The sequence below is a fragment of the Streptomyces qinglanensis genome, from assembly GCF_900111245.1.
GTDB lineage: Bacteria > Actinomycetota > Actinomycetes > Streptomycetales > Streptomycetaceae > Streptomyces > Streptomyces qinglanensis.
On sequence record NZ_FOGO01000019.1, the window covers coordinates 152,875 to 167,252 of the forward strand.

General features: G+C 69.7%; 5 protein-coding genes, 1 tRNA gene and 2 rRNA genes. 1 reads left to right on the forward strand and 7 read right to left on the reverse strand.

The features are described from left to right. Positions 1–232 precede the first annotated feature (232 nt). From BMX65_RS29490 to BMX65_RS29500, 3 genes are all read right to left on the reverse strand, one after another. Positions 233–3,010: an FtsK/SpoIIIE family DNA translocase gene (locus BMX65_RS29490; RefSeq protein WP_075003407.1), complete on the reverse strand. Its 2,778-nt coding sequence runs from the start codon at positions 3,008–3,010 to the stop codon at positions 233–235. A gap of 195 nt (positions 3,011–3,205) precedes the next feature. Further along, positions 3,206–3,901 (reverse strand): response regulator, encoded by a 696-nt coding sequence (locus tag BMX65_RS29495; RefSeq protein ID WP_075003408.1) that lies wholly within the window; start codon positions 3,899–3,901, stop codon positions 3,206–3,208. A gap of 248 nt (positions 3,902–4,149) precedes the next feature. After that, positions 4,150–9,792 (reverse strand): HAMP domain-containing protein, encoded by a 5,643-nt coding sequence (locus BMX65_RS29500; protein WP_075003409.1) that lies wholly within the window; start codon positions 9,790–9,792, stop codon positions 4,150–4,152. A gap of 436 nt (positions 9,793–10,228) precedes the next feature. Between BMX65_RS29500 and BMX65_RS29505 the strand changes: the two genes are divergently transcribed. Next, a complete protein-coding gene (locus BMX65_RS29505; RefSeq protein WP_239501929.1) occupies positions 10,229–12,862 on the forward strand; it encodes a SpoIIE family protein phosphatase in 2,634 nt (877 codons plus the stop codon). A gap of 76 nt (positions 12,863–12,938) precedes the next feature. On the opposite strand, the gene BMX65_RS29510 is transcribed toward BMX65_RS29505, so the two are convergent. The 4 genes from BMX65_RS29510 to BMX65_RS29525 form a co-directional block, all read right to left on the reverse strand. Beyond that, positions 12,939–13,011 (reverse strand) — tRNA-Thr (locus BMX65_RS29510). Positions 13,012–13,083: 72 nt separating this feature from the next. Continuing rightward, positions 13,084–13,770 (reverse strand): DegT/DnrJ/EryC1/StrS family aminotransferase, encoded by a 687-nt coding sequence (locus BMX65_RS29515; protein WP_075003411.1) that lies wholly within the window; start codon positions 13,768–13,770, stop codon positions 13,084–13,086. Between the two features lie 98 nt (positions 13,771–13,868). Beyond that, positions 13,869–13,985, reverse strand: a 5S ribosomal RNA gene (gene rrf / locus BMX65_RS29520). 98 nt (positions 13,986–14,083) lie between these two features. Continuing rightward, positions 14,084–14,378, reverse strand: a 23S ribosomal RNA gene (locus BMX65_RS29525); the annotation flags it as partial.

Consider the following 14,378-nt stretch of genomic DNA (forward strand, 5'->3'; position numbering starts at 1 on the left):
CGAGGGGCGCCCGCGCGGAACCGAGTACGCCGACGTCTCTGCCGTCCCTTCCCTCAACTTGACGTGCAGACCACGGAAACGGTTGCCTCGACCGCCCTTTCGAGTGAGCTGTACCCCCGTGCAGCCGGTGTGCGGCGCCCCGGAGGCGCCCTGGAAGCCGTCCGACGGCGGGCAGCGGACCGCCCCGCCCCGGCGAGCGTGCCGAGCGCGGCACGGGGCCTGCGCACGGGGACTACTGCCCGCCGCCTCTGACGACCGTGAGCACCTCGTCCAGCTCATCGGGCTTGACCAGCACGTCCCGCGCTTTGGAGCCCTCGCTGGGCCCCACCACGCCGCGCGACTCCATCAGGTCCATCAGCCGCCCCGCCTTGGCGAAGCCGACCCGCAGCTTGCGCTGGAGCATCGAGGTCGACCCGAACTGGGTGGAGACCACCAGCTCCGCCGCCTGGCAGAGCAGATCCATGTCGTCGCCGATCTCCTCGTCGATCTCCTTCTTCTTGCCCTGCGCCCCGGTCACGTCCTCCCGGAAGACGGGCGTCATCTGCGCCTTGCAGTGCTCGACGACCGCCTGGACCTCCTGCTCATTGACGTAGGCGCCCTGCATCCGGGTCGGTTTGCCCGCACCCATCGGCAGGAACAGCCCGTCGCCCTTGCCGATGAGCTTCTCGGCACCGCCCTGGTCGAGGATGACGCGGCTGTCGGCCAGGGAGGAGGTGGAGAAGCCGAGCCGGGAGGGGACGTTCGCCTTGATGAGGCCGGTGACGACGTCCACCGACGGCCGCTGGGTCGCCAGCACCAGATGGATGCCGGCGGCCCGCGCGAGCTGGGTGATCCGCACGATCGCGTCCTCCACGTCGCGCGGTGCCACCATCATCAGGTCGGCCAGCTCGTCCACGATCACCAGCAGATAGGGGTACGGCGTCAGCTCCCGCTCGCTGCCCTCGGGAGCGGACACCCGTCCGGCCCGTACCGCCTCGTTGAAGTCGTCGATGTGCCGGAACCCGAACGCCGCCAGGTCGTCGTAGCGCAGATCCATCTCGCGCACGACCCACTGGAGGGCTTCGGCGGCCTTCTTGGGGTTGGTGATGATCGGGGTGATCAGGTGGGGGATGCCCTCGTAGGCGGTCAGCTCGACGCGCTTGGGGTCGACGAGCACCATCCGCACCTCCTCCGGCGTGGCACGCGCCATGACCGAGGTGATGAGGCAGTTGATGCAGGAGGACTTGCCGGAGCCGGTGGCGCCCGCGACGAGGATGTGCGGCATCTTCGCGAGGTTGGCCGAGACGTAGCCGCCCTCGACGTCCTTGCCGAGACCCACCAGCAGCGGATGCTCCTCGCCCGAGGCGTCTGCGGAACGCAGCACGTCACCGAGATTGACCATCTCCCGGTCGCTGTTGGGGATCTCGATGCCCACCGCGGACTTGCCGGGAATCGGATTGATGATGCGGACGTCGGGGCTGGCCACGGCGTAGGCGATGTTCTTGGCCAGAGCCGTGATCTTCTCGACCTTCACCCCCGGCCCCAGCTCGACCTCGTAGCGGGTCACCGTCGGGCCGCGGGTGAAACCGGTGACGGCGGCGTTCACCTTGAACTCGGTGAAGACAGTGGTCAGCGACTGCACCACCTGGTCGTTGGCGGCACTGCGGGAACGCCCCGGACCGCCGCGTTCCAGCAGGTCCAGCGACGGCAGCGCGTAGGTGATGTCTCCGGAGAGCGTGAGCTGTTCGGCACGCGCGGGCAGGTCGGCGGGTTCCGACGGCGCCGCGGCCTTGGTCAGGTCGGGAACCGGGGTGCGCTCGGTGACCTCGTCCCCCTGCACAGCCTCGCCCTGGGCAGCGCCCCGGCCCCGTGCGCCCGGCACGGCCGACCCGGTCGCCTCGCCCTTGCGCTTCCCGCCGCGCGACTTGGCGACCGAGGTGGTCAGATCGGCGACCACCGGCGACGGCTGGACCCCGTTGACGACCGCCCCGTCCAGCGAGGCGGCAGCGGCGGCGGCCACATCCACCGCGTCCCGCGTCCGCTCGGTCTCCCCGGCACCCGCGGGGACCGCGCCGACCTCGCCGTCCGCGAACACCTCCCGGGGACCGGCCCGCCGGCGGCGGTCGAGAGCCTCCTTCTCGGCGAGCGCGGGAGCAATCCGGTCCTTGCGCATGCTGTGCGCACGGCGCCCGGTGGCCGGCTGCTCCTCGTCCGGCTCCAGGTCGTAGTCGTAGCCGGCCACCGGCTGGACGACGCCCAGCCTGACCCCGGCGGCCCGGAGCCGTTGCGGGATGGCGTTGACCGGGGTGGCCGTCACCACCAGCAGTCCGAAGACGGTGACGAGGACGAGCAGCGCCACCGCGAGCATGTCCCCCAACGTGAAGATCAGCGGCCGGGAGACCCCCCACCCGACCAGGCCGCCCGCGTCCCGCAGCGCATCGTCGCCCGCGCCCCTGCCGGGTGCGCCGCAGCCGATGTGGACGAGCCCCAGCACTCCGATCAGCAGGGCCGAAAGCCCGATCACGATCCGGCCGTTGGCCTCGGGCTTCTCCGGATGGCGGATCAGCCGCACCGCGATGACGGCCAGCAGTATCGGCACCAGCAGATCCAGCCTGCCGAACGCCCCGGTCACCAGCATCTCCACCAGATCCCCGACCGGCCCCTGGAGGTTGGACCAGGTACCGGCCGCGACGATCAGTGCCAGGCCGATCAGCAGCAGCGCGAGCCCGTCCTTGCGATGCGCCGGATCCAGCGCCTTCCCGCTGCGCCCTATGCCCCGCAGGAGCGCGCCCACAGCGTGCGCCAGGCCGAGCCAGCACGCCTTGAGCACCTTGAGGACACCGCTGGTCGGGGACGGCGCTGCCGTGCCCTTGCCGCCCTTGGCCGCGGGCTTCTTGGCGGGCGCCTTCCTGGCTGCTGCCTTCTTGGGCGGCGCCTTCTTCGCCGGGGCCGCCTTCGCGGACTTCGGGGCAGCCTTCTTGGCGGGTGCTTTCTTGGCAGCCTTTCCTGTTCCCGACGCGCGTGAGGCCATGGGGGTGAGGTTACCTGGGTCGGGCACCCGAGGCACGGAGCCCGGCGCCGCCCGCGCCCCTCCGGGAGGGGCGGAGTCGTCCGGACTCGGCGTCACTTCCGCGCGCGGCAGCGGCCGATGGCGGTGACGGCGCAGCCCGCAGCAGACGTGGTGCGCCGGAGAACTTCTGCCGATGCGTTCCTGACGGCCACCCGGTCAGTTCTGCGAGGACACCTGCGCCGAGGGGTCCCCCTCCGTTCCCGGGCCCAGCGCGTCAAGTGCGCTGCGCAGCCCGGCGAGTTTGCGCTCCAGGTGCGCCGCGGTCGCGGCGGTCGCCCCGTCGGTCGCGCCGCCCAGTTGCTTGGTGAGCGCCTCGGCCTGCTCCTCGACGGCCGCCAGTCGTGCCGACAGTTCGACCAGCAGGCCCTGCGCCTCGTCGCCGTCGCGCGCCGGGTCGGCGCTCCGCTCCCCGCCGCCGCTCTCCAGTTGGAGCCGGAGCAAGGACGCCTGCTCACGCAGCTGCACGTTCTTCATGTAGAGATCCACGAAGACCGAGACCTTCGCCCGCAGCACCCAGGGATCGAACGGCTTGGAGATGTAGTCGACCGCACCGGCCGCGTAACCGCGGAAGGTGTGGTGCGGGCCGTGGTTGATGGCCGTGAGGAAGATGATCGGAATGTCGCGGGTGCGCTCACGGCGCTTGATATGCGCTGCTGTCTCGAAACCGTCCATGCCCGGCATCTGGACATCCAGCAGAATGACCGCGAAGTCGTCGGTCAGCAGCGCCTTGAGCGCTTCCTCCCCTGACGATGCCCGCACCAGCGTCTGATCGAGCGCGGAGAGAATCGCCTCCAGCGCCAGCAGATTCTCCGGCCGGTCATCGACCAGGAGGATCTTGGCCTTCTGCACCATGGCCCGTCCTCCTCGCCCCGGCAGCCTCTCGGACGCCGCCCCTGGGAGCGGCATCCTGTCGCCGCCGCCCGTCCTTGTGCCGGTCATGGTAGCCGCACCCCGCGGTCCGCCACACCCTGTCACCGTGATGTCACTGTGCACGTAGCAGAAACGCCCCAGAGGACCAAAAGGTTCCCGGTTCACCGCGTTTCCACACGCGTTCGACCACACTGCGTCAACGCAAGCCCCTCATCGACACAGTGTCATATTCACCCGCCTTCCATCCACCGCCTCATGACATCCAGCAGATGATCAGTGTCCACCGGCTTGGTGACGTAGTCGGAAGCACCGGATTCGATGCTCTTCTCCCGGTCCCCCTTCATCGCCTTGGCGGTCAGCGCGATGATCGGCAGCCCGGCGAACTGCGGCATCTTGCGGATGGCCGCCGTCGTCGCGTAGCCGTCCATCTCCGGCATCATGATGTCCATCAGCACCACGGCCGCGTCGTCGTGCTGCTCCAGCACCTCGATGCCCTCCCGGCCGTTCTCGGCGTAGAGGACCTGCAGCCCGTGCTGCTCCAGCACGCTGGTGAGCGCGAAGACGTTCCGGATGTCGTCGTCGACGATGAGCACCTTCCGGCCCGCCAGATCGCCCACCGCGCCGGCTCCGGGCGCGTGCAGCTCCCGTTCGTGCCAGGCCGTCGCCCCCTCGTCGGCCACCTCGACGGCGCTGTCGGACACCTCTGCCGCCGCGCCGCCCGGCAGGACCGCCTGAGCAGCCGTGCCGGTGCCCGCGGCCCCGTCGGTCGCCGCCCCGTTCTCGCCCACCGGGGACGACGGACGGGCCTCCGGCGGCAGTTCGGGCTGCGCCTGGCCGCTGGCGTCCCGCAACCGCCGCCGGTCGGCGAGCGAGTTCGCGGCTTCGTCGGCGGTCTGCTCGACGGCGGATCCGCCGGCCCCGCCCGGCGCCGTCTGCGGCGCCGCCGCCAGCTCGCCCGCCGCGGCCGCCGGGACGGCCGCGTGCGCCTCCGGGAGGGCCATCGGAGCGCTGCCCGCGACGAGCTGCGCGTAGCCCTGCGGAGGCAGCTCCGTGGGATGCAGCGGCAGGTAGAGCGTGAAGGTGGAGCCGCGGCCCGGCTCGCTGACCGCGTGGATCTCGCCGCCCAGCAGCCGGGCGATCTCGCGGCTGATGGACAGCCCCAGCCCCGTGCCGCCGTACTTCCGGGACGTGGTGCCGTCGGCCTGCTTGAACGCTTCGAAGATGACCCGCATCTTGCTCTGCGCGATACCGATACCGGTGTCCGTCACGGAGAAGGCGATCAGCTCCGAGTCCGGGTCCCGCAGCGACCCGTGCTCCAGCATCTGCTCACGGATCGCATCGGGAACGTCCGAGCGCGCCGAGCGGATCACCAGCTCGACAGCCCCGCTGTCGGTGAACTTGACGGCGTTCGAGAGCAGGTTGCGCAGCACCTGGAGCAGCCGCTGCTCGTCGGTGTGCAGCGTGGCCGGCAGCTCCGGCGAGACGCTCACCGAGAAGTCCAGCCCCTTCTCGACCGTCAGCGGCCGGAAGGTCGCCTCCACGTAGTCGACCAGTTGCACCAGCGCGATCCGCGTCGGGCTGACGTCCATCTTCCCCGCCTCGACCTTCGACAGGTCGAGGATGTCGTTGATGAGCTGCAGCAGATCGGACCCCGCACCGTGGATCGTCTCGGCGAACTCCACCTGTTTGGGCGACAGGTTGCTCTCGGCGTTGTCCGCCAGCAGCTTGGCCAGGATCAGCAGCGAGTTCAGCGGGGTGCGCAGCTCGTGCGACATGTTGGCCAGGAACTCGGACTTGTAGCGCATCGAGACCGAGAGCTGCTCGGCACGCTCCTCCAGGACCTGCCGGGCCTCTTCGATCTCCCGGTTCTTGATCTCGATGTCGCTGTTGGTCTGGGCGAGCTGCTCGGCCTTCTCCTCCAGCGCCGCGTTGGACTCCTGAAGGGCCTTCTGCCGGTTCTCCAACTCGCCGGAGCGCTCCTTGAGCTGCGCCGTCAGCTCCTGCGACTGCTCCAGCAGCCGCTCGGTACGCATATTGACGCTGATGGTGTTGACGCTCGTCGCGATCATCTCGGCGATCTGGTTGAGGAAGTCCTTCTGGATCTGCCCGAACGGCTGGAAGGACGCCAGCTCGATCACACCGAGCACCGTGCCCTCGAAGATGACCGGCAGCACCACGAGATGCGCCGGCGGCGCCTCGCCCAGCCCCGAGGAGATCTTCAGATAACCGGGCGGGACATTGCCCATCTCGATGGTGCGCTTCTCCTTGGCCGCCGTCCCGACCAGGGACTCACCCGGAAGGAACGACGTGGGCATGCTGTCCGTGCAGTAGCCGTAACTGCCCAGCATCCGCAGTTCGTACCTGCCGTCCTCGCCCGGCCCGGCACCCACACCGACCGCGCTCTCCGGGGTCCCCTCGGGCAGCGAGATGAAGAACGCGCCGTGCTGCGCCGAGACCACCGGGGTCAGCTCGCTCATGATGAGTCCGGCCACGTCCCGCAGGTCGCGGCGGCCCTGCATCAGACCGGAGATCCGCGCCAGGTTGCCCTTGAGCCAGTCCTGCTCCTGGTTGGCCTGCGTGGTGTCCCGCAGGTTCGCGATCATCGTGTTGATGTAGCCCTGCAGCTCCAGGATCTCCCCGGCCGCCTCCACGTCGATGCGGACGTTGTGGTCGCCGCGCGTCACCGCGGTGGCCACCTCGGCGATCGCCCGCACCTGGCGGGTGAGGTTGCCCGCCATCTCGTTGACGGAGTCCGTCAGGTCCTTCCACGTACCCGCGACGCCCGGCACCCGCGCCTGGCCGCCCAACTGGCCCTCGGTGCCCACCTCGCGGGCCACCCTGGTGACCTGCTCGGCGAACGACGAGAGCTGGTCGACCATCGTGTTGATGGTCGTCTTGAGCTGGAGGATCTCGCCGTTGGCCTCGATGTCGATCTTCTTGGTCAGATCGCCCTTGGCGATGGCGGTGGTGACCATCGCGATCTGCCGCACCTGGCCGGTCAGGTTGGACGCCATGGAGTTCACCGACTCCGTCAGGTCCTTCCAGGTACCGGCGACGCCGCGGACCCGCGCCTGGCCGCCCAGCACACCGTCCGTACCCACCTCCCGGGCCACCCTGGTGACCTGCTCCGCGAACGACGAGAGCGTGGTGACCATCGTGTTGACGGTGTCCGCGAGCTGCGCCACCTCACCACTGGCCTCGACGGTGACCTTCTTCGTCAGGTCACCGCCCGCGACCGCGGTGGCCACCTGGGAGATGTTGCGCACCTGGGAGGTGAGGTTGTTGGCCATGATGTTGACGTTGTCGGTCAGGTCCTTCCAGATACCCGACACGTCACGCACCCGTGCCTGCCCGCCGAGGATGCCTTCGGTGCCCACCTCACGGGCGACCCGGGTGACCTGCTCGGCGAACGACGAGAGCGTGTCCACCATCGTGTTGACGGTCGTCACCAGGGCGAGGACCTCGCCCTTGGCGTCGACGGTGATCTTCTTCGAGAGGTCGCCCTGTGCGACGGCGGTGGTGACCTCGGCGATGTTCCGGACCTGGGAGGTCAGGTTGTTCGCCATGAAGTTCACGGACTGCGTGAGGTCCTTCCAGGTGCCCGAGACTCCCTTGACCTCCGCCTGACCGCCCAGGATGCCCTCGGTGCCCACCTCGCGGGCCACCCTGGTGACCTGCTCCGCGAACGAGGAGAGCTGATCGACCATCGTGTTCAGCGTGGTCTTCAGCTCCAGGATCTCGCCCCGCGCGTCCACGTCGATCTTCTGCGACAGGTCGCCGCGCGCCACCGCGGTGGCCACCTGCGAGATGTTGCGCACCTGGGAGGTCAGGTTGCCCGCCATGCCGTTCACGGAGTCGGTCAGATCGCGCCACACACCCGCGACGCCCGGCACCTGGGCCTGGCCGCCCAGCCTGCCCTCCGTGCCGACCTCCCGGGAGACCCGCGTGACCTGGTCGGCGAAGGCGGAGAGCTGATCGACCATCGTGTTGATGGTGTTCTTCAGTTCCAGGATCTCACCGCGCGCGTCGACCTCGATCTTCTGCGACAGGTCACCGCGCGCCACCGCCGTCGTCACCTGGGCGATCTGCCGCACCTGAGAGGTGAGGTTGTTCGCCATGAAGTTGACGGAGTTCGTGAGGTCCTTCCAGGTGCCCGAGACACCGTCCACCCGCGCCTGGCCCCCGAGCCTGCCCTCGGTGCCGACGTCCCGGGCCATCCGGGTCACCTGCTCGGCGAAGGACGACAACTGGTCCACCATCGTGTTGACGGTGTTCTTCAACTGGAGCATCTCTCCGGAGACGTCCACGGTGACCTTCTGCGACAGGTCGCCGTTCGCGACCGCCGTCGTCACCTGCGCGATGTTGCGGACCTGGCCCGTCAGGTTGCGGAACGCGGTGTTGACCGAGTCCGTCAGGTCCTTCCAGGTGCCGGCCGCCCCGGGCACCGCCGCCTGACCGCCCAACTCACCCTCGACACCGATCTCGCGAGCGACCCGCGTCACCTCGGCGCCGAACGCGGAGAGCTGGTCCACCATGGTGTTGACGGTGTTCTTCAACTCCTGCATCTCACCGGAGACGTCCACGGTGACCTTCTGCGACAGGTCACCGTTCGCGACCGCCGTCGTCACCTGCGCGATGTCCCGCACCTGAGCGGTCAGATTGCGGAACGCGGAGTTGACCGAGTCCGTCAGGTCCTTCCAGATACCGGCCGCGCCCGGGACCACGGCCTGGCCGCCCAGCACACCGTCCGTGCCGACCTCGCTCGCCGCCCGTGTCACCTCGTCCGCGAGCGTGCGCAGCGTGTCCGTCATCGCGTTGATCGTCTCGGCGAGCTGTGCCACCTCGCCGCGCGCGTTGACCGTGATCTTCTGTGACAGGTCGCCGTTGGCGACCGCGGTCGTCACCTGGGCGATCTCCCGCACCTGAGAGGTCAGATTGCCCGCCATGAGGTTGACGGAGTCCGTCAGGTCCTTCCACACGCCCGCGACGCCCTGCACCCGCGCCTGGCCACCCAGCTCGCCCTCGGTACCGACCTCGCGCGCGACCCGGGTGACCTCCGACTGGAAGGAGGAGAGCTGGTCGACCATCGTGTTGACGGTGTTCTTCAGCTCCAGCATCTCACCGGCGACATGAACGGTCACCTTGCGTGACAGGTCGCCCTTGGCGACGGCCGTCGTCACCAGCGCGATGTCCCGCACCTGCGCCGTCAGCCGCGACGCCATCGTGTTGACCGAGTCGGTCAGGTCCTTCCAGGAGCCGGACATCCCGCGCACCCGCGCCTGGCCGCCCAGCTTGCCCTCGGTACCGACCTCGCTGGCGACCCGCGTCACCTCGTCCGTGAACGCCGAGAGCTGGTCCACCAGGCCGTTGACCGTGCGGCCGACCTTCAGGAACTCCCCGCGCAGCGGATGCCCGCCGCCCTCGGCCCCCCGGGCGCGCAGATCCATACGCTGCTCCAGGTCGCCGTCGGCGACGGCCGACAGCACTCTGCCCACCTCCGAGACGGGCCACACCAGGTCGTCGACCAACGAGTTCGCCGCGTCGATCGCCGAAGCCCAGGACCCCTCGCAGGTGCCGGTCTGCAGCCGCTCTGTGAGTTTCCCCTCACGTCCGACCACACGCCGCACCCGGGAGAGCTCACCCGTCAGGTGCAGGTTCTGGTCCGCGACCTCGTTGAAGACCGCGGCGATCTCCGCCATCGGACCCTCACCGGTCACAGTGAGCCGCTTGCGGAAGTTGCCGTCCCGCATCGCCGTCAGCCCGGCCAGCAGCTTGTTGACGGCCGCCGCGTCGACCTCGATCGTCCCGCTCCTCCGGGACCGTCCGCCCTTCGCGCGCGTGTTGCCGCTACGCGCGGTTGTGCCAGACTCCACTGCCCCTCCTGCGGGTCGACCTTCCTGCCCGGGCCCTGTACTCCGAGCCTTCCCAGTGTTTCACCCTGCCCGAACCAGGCGATAACAGTTCGGCAGCATGGCATATCACGCTGCGTTCGCGGGCCCGGAGGGAAATCACCCGCATCCGGCGGCCACGCGTCATGGATACGTAAGTAACCTGGCACCCGGCTGTCCGTTCACCCCCATGCCGGCGGGGTGCGCTACCGGGTCCGACGGGTAGGGGCTTCGCAGGGGGCAGCGGTGTGAGTACGAAGGGCGACGGAGGGGCGCTGCGGTGACGCAAGAGCAGAGCGCCGAGCGCGGGGGCGGGGGCCACCCGAGCGCCACGGGCTCACAAGGCCCGAACGAGGAGGCGGGGACCTTCACGGCCCTGACCGCACAGCGCACACCGGTGCGCCCGGCCGACAGGACACCCATGGGGAGACCAGTGATCACCGCACGCGCCGCCGCCACCTTCGAGCCGGTGGGCCGCTCCGTCGCCACCGCGCGCGGCTTCGTGCGCGACACCCTCCAGGGCTGGGGCCTGTCCGAGGTCGTCGACGACGCCGTCGTACTGACCAGCGAACTGGTCACCAACGCCGTGGTGCACGCCGGAACCGCCGCCGAGGTGCTCTGCCTGCGCGACGAGGACGGGATCCGCATCGAGGTCGTCGACCGCTACCCCGAACGGGAACTGCCGCTCCAGGAGGTCAACCCGCAGCCCGCCGGACCCGACCGGGAGGGCGGCCGCGGACTGCTGCTCGCCTCGGCACTGGCCACCCGCTGGGGCGTCGACTACACCGCGTCCGACAAGCGCGTCTGGTTCCGGCTCGACCTCCCCGAACGCCCCGTCGGTACCCGCACGGCCGGTCCCGCACTCCCGGACACGGCGCTGCCGGTCACCGACACCCACATCCGGGTCGCCGTCGTCCAGGTGGACCGCAGCGGATCGATCAGTGCATGGAACGAGGACGCGACCGACCTGTTCGACTACCCGGCCGAACAGGTCGTCGGAAAGCCGCTCACCGACTTCGCCGCCTGGCCGCACACCCCCGGTACCGGAACCGGCGTCGCCGAGGCGCTGCGCCTCTCCCGCTGGGAGGGGTCCTACGGCATGCGCGGCTCGGACGGCCGCACGATCCCGGTCTACGCCTCTCACCTGCGCGTGCGGGACAGCGACGGCGAACCGTCCACGGTCTGCCTGCTGGTGCGCGAGCACGAGCGTGCCGTCCTGCAGTCGCCGCCTCGTGTCCACTCCCACGACAACACCGGCACCGCCACGGACAGCCAGGACCAGTCCGCAGCCGACCCGTTCGAGGTCTTCATCGGCTCACCGGCCCCCGACGACCTCGACGGGCTTCTGCAGCGCACCGTCGAACGCGCCAGGGACATGCTGGAGGGCGATGCGGCGTATCTGCTGCTGGCCACCGACGACGAGACCGAACTCGAGGTCCGCGCCTCGACCGGTCTGCCCTCGGCACGCCAGCGGTTCGCCCGCGTCCCCGTCGAGACCGCCAGCGGGCGCTACGGCTCGGCCCGGATGCCGTCCGTGCACGAGGACCTGACCGTCGTCCCCGGCGCCGTACCGCTCCTCGACGGCACCGGCATGCGCTCGGTGGTCACGGTTCCCCTCAAGGTCGAGGGACGGCTCACCGGCTCCCTCGGAGTGGCCACCGAGACTCCCGGCCGCTACACCAACGAGGAGGCCCTGCGCCTGCAGTTCGCCGCCGACCGCATCGCGCTCGCCGTGGAACGGGCCCGGCTCACCGAACTGGAACGCCTGCGCCGCGGCTCGCTCTCCTTCCTCGTCGAAGCCTCGGATCTGCTCGCCGGCACCCTCGACCGCGACCAGACGCTCGCGCTGATGGCCCAGATGACCGTTCCCACGCTGGCCACCTGGTGCGCCGTCTACACAGTCGCCGACCAGGGCTCCGACCCCCGCCTCTCCTACGTCCTGCACGAGGACGAGGACCGCATCGACAACCTCAAGGCACTGCTCGCCAAGGTCGACCCGCCCGAGCCCGTTCCCACGCCCGGAGCGCGCGTCTGGGCGGCGCCCACCGAGGCGGCGCACTCCGCGGCGTTGCGCACCTCGCTGCGCAACGTCTCGCTGGACGGCGAGGCCCAGCAGCTCTCCCCCGGCACGAGCCTGGCCACCGCGGCCGCGGTCGGCGGCGAGACCGTCGTTCTTCCCCTGGTGGCCCGCAACCGGGTCATCGGCATGCTCACCCTGGGCAAACCGGCGGACGAACGGTTCCGCCAGGAGATCCTGGAACTGGCCGAGGACCTCTCCCGGCGCGCCGCCCTCGCCCTGGACAACGCGCGTCTCTACTCCGAGCGCACCGCCATCAGCCAGTCCCTGCAGCGCAGCCTGCTGCCGCCCGAGCTGCCGGAAGTGGAAGGCGGTGTCGAGGTCGAGGTCATCTACCGCGCTGCGGGCGAGGGCAACGAGGTCGGTGGTGACTTCTACGACCTCTTCGAGATCGACGACGGCACCTACGGCTTCGCCATCGGCGACGTCTGCGGCACGGGCCCGGAGGCCGCGGCGGTCACCGGTCTGGCGCGGCACGCGCTGCGGCTGCTGGCCCGGGAAGGGCTGGGCGGACCCACCGTGCTGGAGCGCCTCAACACCGCCATCCTGGACGAAGGCGCGCGCAGCCGCTTCCTCACGCTCCTGTACGGCGAGATGCGCCCCCAGGAGGACGGCAGCGCCGAGTTGAAGGTCGTCTGCGCGGGCCATCCGCTGCCCCTCAGGCTGCGCCAGGACGGCAGCGTGGAGTCGGCTGCCGATCCCCAGCCGCTGCTCGGCGTCATGGACGATCTGGAACTCTACGAGCAGACCGTCTCACTCGCGCCCGGCGACGTTCTGCTGTGTGTGACGGACGGCGTGACGGAACGCCGCGAGGGCACCCGCATGCTGGGAGACGACGGCCTGGCCGACGTCCTCTCCACCTGCACGGGCCTGAACGCGGGCGCGGTGGCCGCCCGGATCATGCGTGCGGTCGAGCGCTTCGCCAGCGACGCGCCCTCGGACGACATGGCCATCCTGGCGATGCGCGTCCCCGAGTAGCGGCGGGAGCGGCACCCTCGCGCCACACGACGAAGGCCCCCGCCGTACGGCGGGGGCCTTCGATCTGCGTGCGGAGAGCCCCAAAACGGAATCGAACCGTTGACCTTCTCCTTACCATGGAGACGCTCTGCCGACTGAGCTATTGGGGCGCGGCCAGCGGTAAAGATCTTACCCGATCGAAGCGCCGGGATCGAACTGACGCCGGGACAGCTCCCACCAGGTCAGCCGGCCCGCTCCCGCAGCAGTCCTCCGAGCCCGTTGCAGGCCGACACGACACGCTGCAGGTCCTTCTTGGTCATGGCAGCGCTCAGCGGCAGCGAGAGGCACTCGTCAGCGGCCCGCTCGGCCTGCGGCAGCCGTACGGCCGAGGCGTACTCCGGCAGCCGATGGGCCGGCACCCGTACCGGCACTCCGCAGTCGACACCCCGCATGCGCAGCGCCCTGCGGAGGGCGTCACGATCCGGTCGCCCGTTGCCCGGGACCCGGACCACGTACTCCGTGAAGGCGTGCTCGACACCGTCCGGAACCAGCGGCGCGACGACGCCCCTGAGACGCCGGCTCAGCGATGTGGCGTACTGGCGACGACGGACCGCATCGATCGCATCCGTGCGGGGCATGGGCTCCCACTCCACGACGGAGACCCCGTGCCGCTCGCCGACGGCACGCAGTGCGGCCATGTCCGCCCTGTGACCGAAGAGGTGCACGAGAACGAGTGCTGCGGTCCGCCGACCGGCCGCACGGGCCGCGGAGACCGGATCGAGACAGTAGGTGTCGGGATCGATGTCGGCGAAGACGGGTCGCGCCCCGAGCTCCCGCACGGCCTGTGCGACGTCCGCCCCGCCGAACGACGGCACCACGACCTCGTCCCCCGCGCCAACGCCCGCGGTGGTCAGCTGTGTTGTCCCCATGCAGGGATCATGTCCACGCAACATGAACTGCCGGTGACCACGCACAAAAAAGTCGTGGTCCCTGAACAGAAGTCCAGGGACCACGACTTGCACGTTTTGTTCGGCGGCGTCCTACTCTCCCACACGCTCCCGCATGCAGTACCATCGGCGCTGAAAGGCTTAGCTTCCGGGTTCGGAATGTGACCGGGCGTTTCCCTCACGCTATGACCACCGAAACACGGTGAAACACACAACCAGCAGCACAACACACCCACCAAAGGGTGGTGCTTGCACGGTTGTTGTCTCAGAACCGACACAGTGGACGCGAGCCTCTATGGACAAGCCCTCGGCCTATTAGTACCGGTCACCTCCACACGTTACCGTGCTTCCAGATCCGGCCTATCAACCCCGTCATCTCCAGGGAGCCTTAACCCCTCACAGGGGGTGGGAGTCCTCATCTCGAAGCAGGCTTCCCGCTTAGATGCTTTCAGCGGTTATCCTTCCCGAACGTAGCCAACCAGCCATGCCCTTGGCAGAACAACTGGCACACCAGAGGTCCGTCCGTCCCGGTCCTCTCGTACTAGGGACAGCCCTTCTCAAGACTCCTACGCGCGCAGCGGATAGGGACC